This is a genomic window from Sulfurihydrogenibium subterraneum DSM 15120 (assembly GCF_000619805.1).
GTDB classification, from domain to species: domain Bacteria; phylum Aquificota; class Aquificia; order Aquificales; family Hydrogenothermaceae; genus Sulfurihydrogenibium; species Sulfurihydrogenibium subterraneum.
In genome coordinates, this window is the sequence record NZ_JHUV01000009.1 from 129,761 (window position 1) to 144,799 (window position 15,039).

The window sequence follows — 15,039 nt, forward strand, 5'->3', positions numbered from 1 at the left end:
AAAATATGATAAAAAAAGAAGATTTAGAAAAAGAAATAGAAAATCTACCGGAGGAGGTTGTATCCTCCGGTTATTCTAAAGGATACAATCCAAACGACATACTTTGCCGAATGTGTGCTTACAAATCCTGCATGCAAGAAAAACAAGGTAGGCTACTTCTTGGAAGCAAACTAAAAAAGAAACCCTGATTTAAAACATTTATCTTTTTATCAAAAACAGTAAAATTTTATAAAACTAACTTTAAAGGACTATCTAAATTTGAAGTACATAAAAACAGACATCACCTGTAGATTAGATAATCTTCCTTGGACACCTTTTCATACAAAATTTGTTATAGCCCTTGGTATAACATGGATTTTAGATGCTTTTGAGGTAGTTATTGTAAGTGTTGTACTAAAATCTATGTCAAAGAGTCTTAATCTTTCTACCTTTGAATCTTCTTGGCTTGTAAGCAGTTTTTTAATAGGAGCTCTCGTAGGAGCTTTTATCTTTGGTTATCTTGCAGACAAGTACGGAAGAAAAAAGATATTTTTTATAACACTACTTTTATACTCATTAGGAACTTTTTTAACAGGATTTACTAACTCTTTTTATGAGGTACTGTTTTTTAGATTTATAACAGGTCTTGGACTTGGTGGAGAGTTTTCTGCTATCCATTCTGCCATAGATGAGTTTGTACCTTCTAAATACAGAGGAAGAGTTGACGGGTTTATAACAGCTTCTTGGAATTTTGGTAGTATTCTTGCTTCTTTAACAGGAATGTATCTACTTTCAAATCTTCCAGAAGACAGAGCTTGGAGGTATGCTTTTTTATTTGGAGGAGTACTGGCTTTAATTATAGTAGTAGTTAGATTTTTTATCCCTGAATCTCCGCGATGGCTAATATCAAAAGGTTATACAGAAAAAGCACATCAGATATTAGAAAGTATTGAAAAAAAATATAAAGTAAAACCAATAGAAAAAGAGTGTAATATCCCAGTATTTGAAGGAAGTTTATACGATTCTATAAAGATTATCTTTAAAAAGTATAAAGGAAGATTTTTATTTGGAACTGCTATGAGTTTTACAATACTCACAACCTACTACGGTTTTATAACAATATTACCGCTGGTTATAACCAATGAATACAACCTTCCCACTTCAGAGATACCTAAACTCCTTCTTTATGCAAGTATAGGAGGATTTATAGGAGGTTTAGTTGTATCGTTTTTATCTGATACGATAGGAAGAAGGGCAACAGGAACGATTATAGCTTTAATATCAATGCTTTTATCAACTTTGTTTTTATTTTCTCAAGATATTTACTCTACCGTTTTTATATACTCTCTATTTGCTTATTCTTTTGCAAGTGTTGCCTACGTGTCAGCTATGGAGATTTATCCTTCATACTTAAGGGCTACTGCTGTAGGGATTCTATCTGTAATAGGAAGACTGTCAGGTATTTTAGCTCCACCTTTACTTACATTCTTATCTCAGATAAACTATAAGTATTCAATATTAGGATTGACAAGCTTCTGGCTTGTAGGTTTTATAGGATTTTTTATATGGTCTAAGTTTGGCGTAGAAGCAAAGGGAAAATCAATAGAAGAGATAAGTTAAACTCTTTCTACTTGATAAGTATCTTTTTTATCTTGGTAGTATAATACAATCTTAAATTCAGATAGTCCTTTTAAAATTTCTTTCATTACATCATCTTTTAATTTTACGTAAGTCTTTGTTGAAGATAAATTTTCTTTATACTCGTCAGGATAGTTTTCTACGTCATAAACCGTATCTTGAGTTTGCCATACCCTTTTTATAAGTCCAAAGGTTGAGTGTTCTTGTATCTCTATTGGAAACATTGAGATAATTTGACTGTCTAAAATCTCTATCTCTACTTTTTGAGGATAAAATCTTGTAAGTTTAAATTTTATCATTTTTAATAAAAGGGGCTAAAAGCCCCCTCTATGTTATTACTCTTGAAGAGCTTCGTAAACGTGTCCTACTAACTCTTCTGATGGTTTTAAAGTTTTCTTTCCTGGTTCCCATTTAGCAGGACATGCTTCGTCTGGATGAGACATTAGATACGCGTTAGCTTTCATCTTTCTAACTAACTCATCAGCGTTTCTACCTACATTGTAGAAGTTAACTTCTGATGATACAAGTTTACCTTCTGGGCTTATGATGAAAGTTCCTCTTAAAGCAAAACCTGTATTGCAGTCATAAACTCCAAACATTCTTGAGATTTTTCCTGTTGGGTCAGCTCCCATTGGATACTTAACGTTAGCTAAAAGTTTTTCATCTTTTTGCCATGCAAGGTGAACAAATTTTGTATCTGTAGATACAGAAACAACTTCAGCACCTAACTTTTTCAATTCTTCATACTTTTCTGCTAAATCTGCAAGCTCTGTTGGGCATACAAACGTAAAGTCTGCTGGATAGAAGAATAGGATAGTCCACTTGTTTTCTTTTTTAGCATCTGCAAGTGAAAACTTTCCAAACTTTCCTGTTGCAGGCTCATATGTTTCCATTTCAAAATCTGGGACTTGCTGACCTACTAAGATTACTTTTTCTTCCATGATATTACCTCCCTTTGAAGTTTTTTACAATACTAATGATAACAATTCTTAATAATGTTTTAAAATGATTACTATCATAATAGTGAATTACTTTTTAGATTTTTGCAACAATTTTTGAATTTTTGCAAAATAAAACATTGTTATTAAGATTTTTATGCTTACAACAGTTTTTTATTTTGGCATAAGGTTTGCATATTGTAAAATTGAAGTTAAATTAAAAATCCGTAATTGACTTTTGAATTTGAATAGGATAATCTATATCACTGAAAATTTTAACAGGAGGTATGTAGTATGAAGAAGTTAGTATTATCTGCACTTTCAGTTGCAGTAATGGCTGCAGGTTCTTTTGCGGCTGATGGAAAAGCTCTTTTCCAATCAAAAGGTTGTACAGCTTGCCACCAAGCAGCTGCTGACACTGTAGGACCATCTTTAAAGAAAATAGCTGCTGCTTACGCAGGTAAAGAAGCAGATTTAATCAAGTTCTTAAAAGGTGAAGGAAAGGCAATAGTTGACCCTGCAAAAGAAGCTGTAATGAAACCACAAATTAACACAACTAAAGCTATGAAAGATGATGAATTAAAAGCATTAGCTCAATTCATGCTTTCTCACAAGTAATCTGCTAAAAGGGGGATATTTCCCCCTTTTTATCCTAAAATGAAGGTTATATACAGTTTTATTTTAATTGCTCTATTTATTTCTGTATCATATGGTATTGAAGGTAAAGACCTGTATATAAAACATGGCTGTAATGCCTGCCACGACCCATTTGAAAGAAAAACTGGACCATCTTTCAAAGAAATATTCCAAAGATATGGTACAAGTAAATCAGCAATAGAAAAGGTTGCAAAACTTATAATAAAACCAAACCCTTCTAACTGGCCTGGATTTGCTTATATGCCACCTTATAACATCTCTTATCAAGAAGCTCTAAAGTTAGCTGAGTATGTTTTAATACATTCTCAAAAAGAAAAACAGATAAAAAAACAGGAAGGTTCACTTCCTGAAAGTGAAGCTTTTTAAGAATCTTTATTTTCTATCTTAGAATGTTTTAAAAGGTCTAATAATTCCACTGGTAAGGGTAAAAGTATAGTGTTTGAGCTGTACTGACCTACTGTTGATATTGTTTCTAAGTATCTGAGCTGAATTGCCAATGGATGTTTTGCAAGGAGTTCTGCAGCTTCAGTAAGTTTTTGTGCAGCTTGATACTCTGCTTCTGCTTGTATGATTTTTGCTCTTCTTTCTCTCTCAGCTTCTGCTTGTCTGGCTATCGCTCTTTTTAACTCTTCTGTAATGTCTATTCTTTTTAACTCTACAGCTACAACCTTAACACCCCACTGGTCTGTTTCTTGGTCTATTATCTCTTGTAATTTTGCGTTTATTTTATCTCTTTGAGATAACAGTTCGTCAAACTCTGCCTGACCGCATACACTTCTTAAAGTTGTTTGAGATATTTGAGATGTTGCATAAAGATAGTTTTCTACGTTAACTACTGCTTTTACTGGGTCTATGACTTTAAAATATACTACCGCATCAACTTGCACAGATACGTTATCTTTTGTAATTACATCTTGAGTAGGAACATCCATTGTTACTACTCTTAAGTCAACTTTAACCATTTTGTCTATAAATGGAATAAGTATAAATAACCCCGGCCCTTTTGCTTTGCCTAAGACTCTTCCAAGTCTAAATATAACAGCTCTTTCATACTCATTTACAATCTTAACAGATGTAGCTATAAATATTATCAATAGAACGACTAAAACCGGTATAAAACCTGCCATAGCAATCACACCTCCAAATTCAGATAAAAAAGATAAAATATTTTCCAATCCTATTATTGATGCTATAAAAATAATTCCAAAAACTAAAAAAGCAATTAAATCTTTCATTTTTGTGCTACTATTTCTTCAATCCAATTTAAGTAATCCTCTGACCCATCTACAATTGGAAGGGCTATTATTTCAGGAACTGTATAACTATGGAGTTTTTTTACTTCTTCTTTTAACTTTCCGAAAAGGTCTTTTTTTGTCTTTATTACCATCAATGATTCATCATAATTTTCTATATTTCCTTTCCAGAAGAATGTTGAGTTAACTTTTTCAACAATATTAACACATGCTGCTAATTTATTTTCAATCAAATGATTAGCTATCTTTTTTGCTTCTTCAAAAGAAGAGGTAGTTATTAAAACAACTATGTAGCTCATCTTAAAACCCCTTTTTTAATCTATAAATCTTTTTGTTATGTCATGATAGCTGTCTATTCTTCTATCTCTGAAAAACGGCCAAGTTGTTCTTACAGAGTCTATTATAGATAAATCTATCTCACAAATCAACTCTTCTTCTATATCAGTTGACCCTTTTAATATAAGCTCTCCGTAAGGGTTTGATACAAAACTCTGTCCCCAAAACTCTATTCCTTCTTTTCCGTCTGGACTGGCTTCAAATCCTACTCTGTTTACTGCTACTACGTAGCAACCGTTTGCAACTGCGTGTCCTCTTTGAACTGTTTCCCATGCGTTGTACTGCTGTTTTCCAAATTGGTCTTTTTCTGAAGGAAGCCAACCTATGGCCGTAGGATAAAATATTATCTTTGCACCTGATAAGGCTGTTAACCTTGCAGCTTCTGGATACCACTGATCCCAGCATATTAAAACTCCAATGTCCGAGTACTTTGTTCTAAAAGTTTTGTATCCTAAATCTCCGGGAGTAAAGTAAAACTTTTCGTAAAAGTGAGGGTCGTCTGGAATGTGCATCTTTCTGTACTTTCCTAAATATCTACCATCTGCATCTATTACCACTGCGGTGTTATGATAGATTCCATCTGATCTTTTTTCAAACAGTGAAGCTATAATCACGACGTTGTTGTCCTTTGCAACTTTCTGTAAGGTTTTTACTGTAGGACTTTCTTCATTTACCGTTTCAGCAAGTCTAAAGTAATCCCAATCTTCTACTTGACAGAAGTACTTTGACTTAAAAAGCTCTTGGGTAGATACTATATTAGCTCCACTTTTTGCTAAGGATTTAATTTTTTCTATTGTTTTTTCAAAGTTTTCGTTTAAATCATCACTACAGCTCATCTGAATAAGTCCAACATTTACCTTATCCATATTTCACCTCAAAAAGTTTTATAATATTTTAACTATTTTTCTTAGGAGATAAATCATTGTTTATAGGTAAAGTTAGGAAAATCCACTTTATAGGTATTGGCGGCTCTGGAATGAACGGAATTGCAGAGCTCCTTCTAAATCAAGGTTATACAATTTCAGGAAGTGATTTAAAAGAGTCTTATACAACTCAACGATTAAGAGAGTTAGGAGCAAAAGTATATATAGGGCACAGTGAAGAAAATGTTAAAGATGTTGATGTTGTTGTATACTCTTCTGCTGTAAAATCAGACAATCCAGAGTTAAAAAAGGCAAAGGAGCTTGGTATCCCTACTATTCCAAGGGGAGAGATGCTTGCAGAGTTGATGAGATTTAAATACGGAATAGCTATAGCAGGTTCTCACGGAAAAACTACCACCACGTCAATGGTAGGAACAGTTTTAGGGAAAACAGGTTTTGACCCTACAGTAGTTATAGGTGGAAAGTTAGAGGCATACGGAAGTAATGCAAAGTTAGGAAGAGGAGAGTTTTTAGTAGCTGAATCTGACGAAAGTGATGGGTCTTTTTTAAAACTTACACCTACAATCGTATCGATTAACAACATAGATTTAGAGCATCTTGGATTTTATAAAGACTTGGAAGATATAAAAAACGCTTTTGTAGAGTTTGCCAATAAAGTCCCTTTTTATGGGTCTGTTGTTGTTAATATTGATGATGAGAATGTAAAAAGTATAATTCCAAGGATAGAAAGAAAAGTCATAAAGTTTGGTCTTTCTGAAGATGCAGAAATAAGAGGCTATGACTTAAGACTTATAAAGGGAAGGTATAAGTTTAAAGTTAACGATTTTGGAGAGATACATCTATCAATCCCTGGTATCCACAACGTCTATAATGCTCTTGCTACTATTGCTATCTGTAATGAGCTTGGAGTTCCTTTCTGTGTGATAAAAGAGTCTTTGGAAAACTTTAAAAATGCAAAAAGAAGATTTGAGATTAAATACAGTAATGAAATTTTGGTAATAGACGATTATGCACACCATCCTACAGAGATAAAAGCAACTCTCTCAGCTGCCAGAGATATGTATGGTCAAAACCGTATAGTATCAGTCTTTCAACCTCACAGATACAGTAGAGTTCATTCTTTGTTTGAAGAGTTTGTAGAGTCTTTTGACATACCAGATATTGTAATAATCACAGATATATACTCTGCAGGAGAAAGTCCAATAGAAGGTGTATCAGGAGAGATACTGGCAGACAAGATAAGAGAAAGAAGAGATAACGTCTTTTATGTAAAAGATATAAACGAAGCTGAAAGTTTATTAAAAAGTATCCTAAAAAACGGCGATGTTGTTTTAACGATGGGAGCTGGAAATATTACACAACTTAGTGATAATCTTGCAAGGTACTTAGAGGAAAAACATTAAAAATGTTAAACAAAAGATTTGTTGACTATAACAATATGTCTCTTCTTACAGACCTTTACGAGCTTACTATGGCTCAGGTCTACTTTGAAAAAGGTATCAATAAGACATCTGTATTTAATTTTTTTATAAGACCTACAACAAAAAGAAATTATTTTTTATTCACAGGATTAGACCTATTGATAGATTATCTGCTGAATATAAAGTTTACAGATGAAAATATAGAGTTTTTAAGGTCAACAGGTAAGTTTAAGGAAGATTTTTTAAATTACCTAAAAAATTTTAAATTTACAGGAAACCTATACTCTGTAGATGAAGGAAAAATCGTATTTGCAAACGAGCCGATAGTTCAAGTAGAAGCTCCTATTATAGAGGCTCAAATAATAGAAACTTTTTTAATAAACACTCTGCAAATATCCATTTTAGTAGGAACAAAGGCTTTAAGATGTTATAGTGTGGCTCCAGATAAGATTTTAATAGATTTTGGACTTAGAAGAGCTCACGGAACAGATGCAGGAATGATTGCAGCAAGAAGCAGTTATATAGCTGGATTTGCTGGAACGTCAAACGTACTTGCAGGTAAGATTTTTAGAATACCAATCTATGGAACGATGGCACACTCTTTTGTAATGGCACACGACAGTGAAGAAAAAGCATTTGAAAATTTTGCATCTGTTTATCCAGAAAATACAATATTTTTAGTAGATACTTACGACACTATAGAAGGTGTTAAAAATGCCATAAAAGTAGCAAAGAAAAAAGGTATAAGGATAAAGGGAATAAGGTTAGATAGCGGAGATTTGCTGAACCTTTCAAAAGAAGCAAGAAAACTTTTAGATGTTAACGGTTTTAGAGATGCAATAATCTTTGCAAGTGGAGGGATTAACGAGTATAAGATAAAAGACCTTGTAGATAAAAGAGCTCCTATAGATGGTTATGGAGTAGGAACTGAATTGGTCGTAAGTGCAGACCTTCCTTACTTAGACTGTGCTTATAAACTTGTTGAGTATGACGGAAAGCCAAAAATGAAGCTCAGTACCAAAAAGATTACCGTTCCCTATAAAAAACAACTCTACAGAATTTTTAGAAATGGAAAGATACTTAAAGATGTAGTAAGCCATTTTGATGAGCAGGTAGAAGACGGTGTAAAAATGTTAAAACTTTACATAAAAGATGGAGAGCTTGTTAGAAACAGTCCTTCTATCTCTGAAATAAGAGAAAAAACTTTGATAAACTTTAAGACTATACCAGACACTTTTAAATCCATTACTCAGTATATGACAATTAATCCAGAAATATCTCCAAGACTTATGAAAATGGCGGAAGACTTAAGGAAGTCAATAAAATCAGGAGTTTAATTATGAAACTAATATACACTTTGATTTTTCTACTTATACTACCATCTTTTGCACAAGTAAACGTTATAACCACAATTAAGCCCCTTGCAGACATAGTAAAAGAAATAGGAAAAGAAAGAGTGTCAGTAGATTATTTAATACCTTCCAATGTGAACTTTCATCTTTATGAATACAAACCTCAAGATATGAAAAAGGTTTATAAAGCAGATATCTTTATTTTTATTGGCTCAGGAGAACCAAATGTAGATAGTATAGTAAAGTCTCTTCCAAAAGATAATGTACTAAAAGTTATTGATATAAAAGGAATGTATCTTATAAAGGAAGAAGACCACGACGAAGTTCATCCAGCTGTATGGTTAGACCCTGAGAATGCAAAAGTTATAGCTAAAGAAGTATCTTTTTTACTTTCTAAAAAAGACCCAAAAAACAGAGAGTTTTATCAAAAAAATGCTCAAAACTTTATAAAACAGTGTGATGAGGTTTTAAACTACGGTAAAAGTAAACTCTCAACCCTAAAAAATAAATATTTTGTTTCATATCATTACGAGTTTCCTTACTTTATAAACAGATTTGGTTTAGTATACTTAGCGGAGATAGAGATAGGACACGGGAGAGAACCTACCCCTAAACATATTTTAGACGTAATTCAAAAAATGAAAAAATACAACGTAAAAACGGTCTTTACTTCAAAACAGTTTTACAATCCTAAAACGGTGAAGGTTGTGTTAGATCAAGTAGGTGGAAAGGTTGTTTTCTTAGATACTATGGGAGAAAAAACCTCCTACATTGAGATGATGAGATTTAACATAGACCAAGTTTACAACGGGCTGGCTACACAATAGCCAGCATCTTTTCTAAAGGTATTCTTGCTTTTTCTATAGTATCTTCATCTAAAACAACTTCATTTATCTCTTTTTCTAACACTTCCAAAACTTTATCAAGTGTATTTTTCTTCATATCACAGCAGTGAACAGAACCGCAATAGTCTGCAGCTTGAGGGAAAACATAATTTTTGTTAGGATTTTTCTTTTTAAGGTAATGATGAATACCGACTTCCGTACCTATTATTACAGTGTCAGCTTCACAGGTTGTAGCGTACTCTATTATCTGAGTTGTACTTCCTACAAAGTCTGCTATCTCTACAGTGTCTGTATTACATTCAGGATGGACTGCTATTTTAGCGTCAGGATACTGTTTCTTTAATGCTAAAAGAGTTTCTTTTGATAGGTTAAAGTGGGGAGGACAAAAACCTTTCCAAAGTATAAACTCTTTTTCTGGAACTTGTTTTGCTACATAGCTTCCTAAAAACTGGTCTGGCACAAATATTATTTTTTTTGCATCTAACGACTTTACAACTTTAACCGCATTTCTTGAAGTAACTATTATGTCCGATACTGTTTTTACATCTGCGTTTGTATTTATGTAAGATACTACTACAGCGTCTGGATGTTGCTGTTTTAACTTTTTTACTCCTTCCACTGTTGCCATATCTGCCATTGGGCAACCACTTTCAGGGTTAGGATGGAGGACTTTCTTTGTAGGGTTTAGTATCTTTGCCGTTTCTGCCATAAATCTAACACCGCAGAAAACTATTATGTCAGCATCAGACTTTTGAGCTACTCTTGACAACTCTAAAGAGTCTCCAATGTAATCTGCTATATCCTGTATCTCTGGTCTTTGGTAGTAGTGGGCAAGTATAACTGCGTTTTTTTCTTTCTTCAGCTGATTTATTCTTTCTACAATGTTATCCACTAAACACCCCCATAAAAATTTGTTAATAATTTATAACACAAGTTGTTTTTATTCAATATAGGAACCGATGATAAAAATCATTTATTTTATGGTTAAATAATTTTAACTTTAAATTAATGTGTATAATGGAGGTTTGTATGAGAAGATTTTTAATTTTACTGCTTGTAATCTTTGGATTTTCTTTTGGAGAGATGAAAGCTCCAGAATTTAGTTTAAAAGATGAAGATGGAAAAGTTGTAAAACTTTCAGACTTAAAAGATAGTGTAGTTTTACTAAACTTTTGGGCAACTACCTGCCACTCTTGTAGAAAAGAGCTTCCAGAGTTAGAAAAGTTGTATCAGCAGTATAAAGATAAAGTAAAGTTTTACGCTATTGTGATAGATACAGAAGACCCTCAAAAAATTAAAAAAGCTAAAAAAGAGATAGGCTTTTCTTTTCCTGTTTTAATCGGTAATTACCAAGTTATGGAAAAGTATAGAATTATAGGTACTCCTATAACCTACATTTTAGGTAAAGATAACACAATAGGAAAGATTTTTATAGGACCACAACCGATAGAAAAAATAAAAGAGGCAATAGATAAACAACTTCAAAAACAAGGAGCGTAAAGATGGAAAATATAACACTATGGGCTGCATTTTTAGGAGGGATACTTGCATTTTTATCTCCTTGCGTCCTTCCTATAATACCTGGATATATCGCTTACATATCTGGCGTATCTGCAACCTCTGTTGATACAGAAAAAAAGATAGACTGGCAAACAGTAATATCAGCTGTAGCTTTTGTTTTAGGATTTTCTATTGTATTTACTCTACTTGGAGCTGCATCTACTTTTGTAGGTCAGTTTCTGCAAGAGTATAAATCTGTTATATCAAAGATTGCTGCAATTGTTGTAATACTTTTAGGTATTCACTTTACAGGAGTTTTACAGTCAGCCAAAGCTAAAGTATTTGTTTTATCAATAGGTGGGTTGTCTTTACTGTACTACCTTTATGAAATAATATCGTTAAAACAGTATTTTAGTACAGGGTTTTTTATTTTTCTACTTGGATTATCTTTGGTTGTATTTTATTTTTCAGGAGCTTACAGAATTCTGTATGAACAGAAAACAACGGAAGTAAGGAAAAAACCACCAGGTCCAATTGGAGCTTTTTTAGTAGGACTTGCCTTTGCTTTAGGATGGACTCCTTGTATAGGACCTATTTTAGGTGCTATACTACTTGTTGCTTCTCAGCAGGAGACAGTAAACCAAGGAATGCTCCTTCTATTTGCTTTCTCTATGGGATTAGGTATACCATTTGTACTAACTGCAGCTGCTATAAATCTATTTTTTAAGTTTTTTGCAGTAGTAAGAAAATACTTTTTATTTATTGAGGTTGCAGGAGGAATACTTCTTATCCTTATAGGCATTCTTTTAATGACAGGAAACTTTGAGAAAATATCATCAATGCTCGGTTAATGCTATAATAGAATAAAAAAACCGAGGTGTTGATGGCTAACGTTTCTACAAAGAAAGTTGCCCTATCTGGAATGGTGGGCAACATCTTAGAGTGGTACGATTTTACACTTTACGGTTATTTAGCGGTTATTCTATCAAAACTTTTTTTTCCTTCTGATAACGAGGTTGTATCCTTGCTTGCATCTTTTGGAGCTTTTGCAGTTGGTTTTTTCTTTAGACCTTTAGGCTCTGTTATTCTTGGTTATATAGGTGATAAGTACGGTAGAAAAAAAGCTTTAATTATCTCTATATTCTTAATGGCTTTTCCTACCTTTTTTATAGGACTGCTTCCTACCTACAACGATATTGGTATTTTAGCTCCCATACTTCTTATAATCCTAAGAATACTTCAAGGTATATCTACAGGAGGAGAGTACACAACTTCTGTCTCATTTGTTGTAGAGCATTCTCCTGATGAAAAGAGAGGATTTTACGGCAGTATAAATCTGCTTGGAGCTGTAATAGGTATAATGTTTGGGTCTTTGATGGGAGCTTTTCTCACTTCTGTTTTTGATAAAGAGAGTTTAGAAGCTTTTGGATGGAGGATAGGTTTTCTGTTTGGTATAGTCCTTGCGTTTGTAGGTATTTTTCTTAGAAGAAAGGCTGAAGAAACTCCAATATTTTTAGCCATTGAAGAAGAAAATAAAACAAAAAATCCACTTTTAAAGACGTTTATTCATCATCCAAAAGAATTTTTAACGTCGATTATTTATAGCTCCTTACAAGGTGTTGCCTTTTTTCTACTGTTTGTTTACTTACCAACCTATTATCAGAAAGTGTTGAACATAAAACCTTCTACAGCTTTATTTATAAACAGTCTTGCAATGTTTGTTTTAATTCTAATGATACCTATAATGGCTTACTTTTCTGATAAAGTAGGTAGAAAACCGTTTTTATTGGTCTCAACTTTCTTTTACAGCGTTTCTTCAGTCTTTTTGTTTAAATTAATACTTACTGGAGATATTACAAAAATCATAGTAGCACATGTTTTATTTGCTGTAATATCTTCAGGATTTATGGCTATACTTCCTACTTTCTTAATAGAAACTTTTCCTGCTGACGTTAGGAATACAGCATTTTCTGTAGGATACAATATAGCACTTGGTATATTTGGCGGGACTGTTCCTTTGGTTGCAACTTATTTAATATCTAAAACACAAAATCCATTATCTCCGTCTTTTTACCTTTCTGCTGTTGCATTTATTGTATTTATTACTACATTGTTTATAAAAGAGACTAAAAACAAACCACTTTATTAAGGAGTTGTATATGGCTAAGGTTGTAAAATTTAACTTTGAAGATTTACAAGAAAATACTACAACAGAAGATAAACAGCAGGAAACTCCTCAGCAAGATGAAAAAGATCTTATAAGACAAGCTTTAGAAGACCATGTACTTTCAAACTTTGCCGTAAAAACTATACTAGGAATGAACTTTGTATATAAAGTCAATAAAAACGACGTAGGAGTTATAGGACAACTTGCTTACGAGCACAAAAGAAGACCTGGGGTGTTTGTTGCAGATTACATAGCAAAAGGATATAAACAAAAAGACAAGTATATAATAGACAGTCTTGCATTTGAACTAGGAGAACCAGAATTTTATAAACAGATCTTTAACATTCTAAAAGCTAAAAAGGCTCTTCCAGAGTTATAAGGTACACTTACAGATACTAACTGGTAAACAAATGTAATCAAAAGATTATAAAAAATTGTTTACCAGTGTTCTCTTGCAGTGTACCCGTAATGGCCTTCTACCTGCTATCTCTAATAAAGACTCGCAGGTTACTTTTGAAATTAAGTTAAGTGTTAATCTTATCGGCCTCGAAAGTTTGTCTATTAGTGTTTCCTCGTCTATTAGAGGCTTTGCCTCTTTCCTTAATATGTTATAACTCCCTACTGCATTTGCGTTAAATACTTTATTCGTTATGTTATCTTTATATAGCCCTCTTTTTATTCTTATTCCGTTATAAAGTTGGTTTAATTTCTCTTTTAACTGCTTTAAAATTCCTTCATTCCCTTCCGTTTTTGCTTTTAAATACTCTTTCCCTGTTTCTAATACTTTGTGTAAATCTGCAAATGGTGATGTCTTACTTGTAAATTCTTCTGCTACTTCTGTTAATTTTACTCCGTATTCTTCTAATTTATATTTTAACTGATTTATTAGCTTTCTAAAAGGTATGTTTACAAAGTTTTGGTTTGTTTTTGTGCTGAGGTTTATTCCGTTTTTACTTTCTGTTGCTCCTTTTCCTATATAGACTTCTTTATGTCCTGTTTCATTTAAAAAGTCTGTTATTTTTCTTGTTATCTTATGGAATGTATCTGTTATCCATCTGTTTCTGTATGCTGATAATTCTTTTTGTTTTTTTATTAGTAGTTTCTTTTCTTTCTCTAAGGCTGTTGTATCTAAATTGTCTTTTTGTAGTTTGTTTATCTGGTTTTGAATGTTATCTATTTTTGATTGCAGTTTTGCTTTTTCTTTGTTATACCACTGATTTATTGATTTTATTTCTTTGCCTGATACTATTATTGTCTGTAATTCTTTGTTTGTTGAAAAGAGTGTTATTAGATTATCAAGTCCTAAATCTATTCCTGCTATGTGTGTTTTTTCTTGATTAGAGTTAATTTGTGTTTCTGGTATTGTGTAAACTATATCCACGTATATATCGCTTGCTATAAACTTTATTCTTGCTGATTTTATTTCATAGTTAAAGTCTTTTGGTAATTTTACTTTTAGATACTGTTTTTCTTCTTTATTATTTGTTAGTGTTATTAGTAGATGTTTTCCTTTTTCTTCTTCTAATACTTTAAATGTGTTTACATTAAGTTCTGCTGTAAATGATGGAATGTCTTTTAATTTTTTAGCTTTTGGTGGTCTTGGAATTGCATTGAAGGAATTTGAATTTTCTTTATATTTTTGTATGCTTTTGAAAAAACTTTTGTAGTCTTTTATAAGTTGTCTTATTAGTGTTTGGACTGTGTAGTTGTTTTTTATTTTTTGTTTTTGTTTTATTAGTTTATCTTGAAAATCTTTTAGCTGGTTTACTTTCTCTATATTATCTGTAATAGTTTTAAATTCTTTAAGTTTTTCTATGAAATTCTCTTTACTTTCTCTTGGTTTATAACCTTTATTATTTACAAGTGCATACAGATAACTCTCATTTAGTATCCATCTTCCGTAGTTTTGTTGATATATTTTGTTGAAGATAATAAGCAGGTTTCTAAATTGCGCTAATGAGTATAGAAGGTTTGATATTTTTTCTTTTCTCTGTTTTCCGCTTATCCTGATGCTTAGTATTCTTTTTGCTGTTTTATTTAATTGCATTTAATATTTTTTTTGCTTTTAT

The 15,039-nt window shown here is 32.3% G+C and carries 18 protein-coding genes; 11 read left to right on the forward strand and 7 right to left on the reverse strand.

Features of this window, described 5'->3' with window-relative positions:
- Positions 1–5: 5 nt before the first annotated feature.
- Together Q385_RS0103720 and Q385_RS0103725 are read left to right on the forward strand one after the other, a co-directional pair.
- Positions 6–188, forward strand: coding sequence for a hypothetical protein (locus tag Q385_RS0103720; RefSeq protein ID WP_028950374.1), 183 nt, complete (start codon positions 6–8; stop codon positions 186–188).
- Positions 189–258: 70 nt separating this feature from the next.
- Positions 259–1,599: an MFS transporter gene (locus Q385_RS0103725; RefSeq protein ID WP_028950375.1), complete on the forward strand. Its 1,341-nt coding sequence runs from the start codon at positions 259–261 to the stop codon at positions 1,597–1,599.
- On the opposite strand, the gene Q385_RS0103730 is transcribed toward Q385_RS0103725, so the two are convergent.
- Positions 1,596–1,916: a hypothetical protein gene (locus tag Q385_RS0103730; protein ID WP_028950376.1), complete on the reverse strand. Its 321-nt coding sequence runs from the start codon at positions 1,914–1,916 to the stop codon at positions 1,596–1,598. The two genes, Q385_RS0103725 and Q385_RS0103730, sit on opposite strands and share 4 nt — an antisense overlap.
- A gap of 36 nt (positions 1,917–1,952) precedes the next feature.
- Positions 1,953–2,558 (reverse strand): peroxiredoxin, encoded by a 606-nt coding sequence (locus Q385_RS0103735; protein WP_028950377.1) that lies wholly within the window; start codon positions 2,556–2,558, stop codon positions 1,953–1,955.
- A gap of 291 nt (positions 2,559–2,849) precedes the next feature.
- Between Q385_RS0103735 and Q385_RS0103740 the strand changes: the two genes are divergently transcribed.
- Both Q385_RS0103740 and Q385_RS0103745 read left to right on the forward strand, forming a co-directional pair.
- Positions 2,850–3,173, forward strand: a complete 324-nt coding sequence (locus Q385_RS0103740) for a c-type cytochrome (protein ID WP_028950378.1) — start codon at positions 2,850–2,852, stop codon at positions 3,171–3,173.
- A gap of 39 nt (positions 3,174–3,212) precedes the next feature.
- Positions 3,213–3,578: a c-type cytochrome gene (locus tag Q385_RS0103745; protein ID WP_028950379.1), complete on the forward strand. Its 366-nt coding sequence runs from the start codon at positions 3,213–3,215 to the stop codon at positions 3,576–3,578.
- Here the strand turns inward: Q385_RS0103745 and Q385_RS0103750 are convergent.
- From Q385_RS0103750 to Q385_RS0103760, 3 genes are read right to left on the reverse strand one after another with little or no spacing between them, the layout of a single operon-like run.
- Positions 3,575–4,447, reverse strand: coding sequence for a slipin family protein (locus Q385_RS0103750; protein WP_028950380.1), 873 nt, complete (start codon positions 4,445–4,447; stop codon positions 3,575–3,577). The two genes, Q385_RS0103745 and Q385_RS0103750, sit on opposite strands and share 4 nt — an antisense overlap.
- A complete protein-coding gene (gene cutA, locus Q385_RS0103755) occupies positions 4,444–4,764 on the reverse strand; it encodes a divalent-cation tolerance protein CutA (RefSeq protein WP_028950381.1) in 321 nt (106 codons plus the stop codon). The genes Q385_RS0103750 and cutA overlap by 4 nt, the downstream gene beginning before the upstream one ends.
- 15 nt (positions 4,765–4,779) lie before the next feature.
- Complete coding sequence (locus Q385_RS0103760) at positions 4,780–5,667, reverse strand: carbon-nitrogen hydrolase (protein ID WP_028950382.1); 888 nt, start codon at positions 5,665–5,667, stop codon at positions 4,780–4,782.
- A gap of 56 nt (positions 5,668–5,723) precedes the next feature.
- Here Q385_RS0103760 and murC point away from each other — a divergent pair, with 56 nt between their 5' ends.
- The 3 genes from murC to Q385_RS0103775 are packed head-to-tail and all read left to right on the forward strand — an operon-like array spanning position 5,724 to position 9,285.
- Positions 5,724–7,088, forward strand: coding sequence for a UDP-N-acetylmuramate--L-alanine ligase (murC, locus tag Q385_RS0103765; RefSeq protein WP_028950383.1), 1,365 nt, complete (start codon positions 5,724–5,726; stop codon positions 7,086–7,088).
- Between the two features lie 2 nt (positions 7,089–7,090).
- The gene (locus Q385_RS0103770; protein WP_028950384.1) at positions 7,091–8,443 is read left to right on the forward strand and encodes a nicotinate phosphoribosyltransferase; all 1,353 of its coding nucleotides are present in this window, start codon (positions 7,091–7,093) and stop codon (positions 8,441–8,443) included.
- Positions 8,444–8,445: 2 nt separating this feature from the next.
- Positions 8,446–9,285 (forward strand): metal ABC transporter substrate-binding protein, encoded by an 840-nt coding sequence (locus Q385_RS0103775; RefSeq protein ID WP_028950385.1) that lies wholly within the window; start codon positions 8,446–8,448, stop codon positions 9,283–9,285.
- On the opposite strand, the gene nadA is transcribed toward Q385_RS0103775, so the two are convergent.
- Complete coding sequence (nadA, locus tag Q385_RS0103780) at positions 9,275–10,195, reverse strand: quinolinate synthase NadA (protein WP_028950386.1); 921 nt, start codon at positions 10,193–10,195, stop codon at positions 9,275–9,277. The genes Q385_RS0103775 and nadA overlap by 11 nt on opposite strands.
- Before the next feature lie 137 nt (positions 10,196–10,332).
- Between nadA and Q385_RS0103785 the strand changes: the two genes are divergently transcribed.
- From Q385_RS0103785 to Q385_RS0103800, 4 genes are read left to right on the forward strand one after another with little or no spacing between them, the layout of a single operon-like run.
- The gene (locus Q385_RS0103785) at positions 10,333–10,803 is read left to right on the forward strand and encodes a TlpA family protein disulfide reductase (RefSeq protein WP_028950387.1); all 471 of its coding nucleotides are present in this window, start codon (positions 10,333–10,335) and stop codon (positions 10,801–10,803) included.
- 2 nt (positions 10,804–10,805) lie between these two features.
- Positions 10,806–11,654 carry a cytochrome c biogenesis CcdA family protein gene (locus Q385_RS0103790; RefSeq protein WP_028950388.1) on the forward strand — a complete coding sequence of 283 codons (849 nt, stop codon included), beginning with the start codon at positions 10,806–10,808 and terminating at the stop codon, positions 11,652–11,654.
- A gap of 32 nt (positions 11,655–11,686) precedes the next feature.
- Complete coding sequence (locus tag Q385_RS0103795) at positions 11,687–12,952, forward strand: MFS transporter (RefSeq protein ID WP_028950389.1); 1,266 nt, start codon at positions 11,687–11,689, stop codon at positions 12,950–12,952.
- A gap of 10 nt (positions 12,953–12,962) precedes the next feature.
- The gene (locus tag Q385_RS0103800; RefSeq protein WP_028950390.1) at positions 12,963–13,349 is read left to right on the forward strand and encodes a hypothetical protein; all 387 of its coding nucleotides are present in this window, start codon (positions 12,963–12,965) and stop codon (positions 13,347–13,349) included.
- A gap of 45 nt (positions 13,350–13,394) precedes the next feature.
- Here Q385_RS0103800 and Q385_RS08850 read toward each other — a convergent pair whose 3' ends face one another.
- Complete coding sequence (locus tag Q385_RS08850; protein ID WP_051524389.1) at positions 13,395–15,017, reverse strand: RNA-guided endonuclease InsQ/TnpB family protein; 1,623 nt, start codon at positions 15,015–15,017, stop codon at positions 13,395–13,397.
- Between the last annotated feature and the right edge of the window lie 22 nt (positions 15,018–15,039).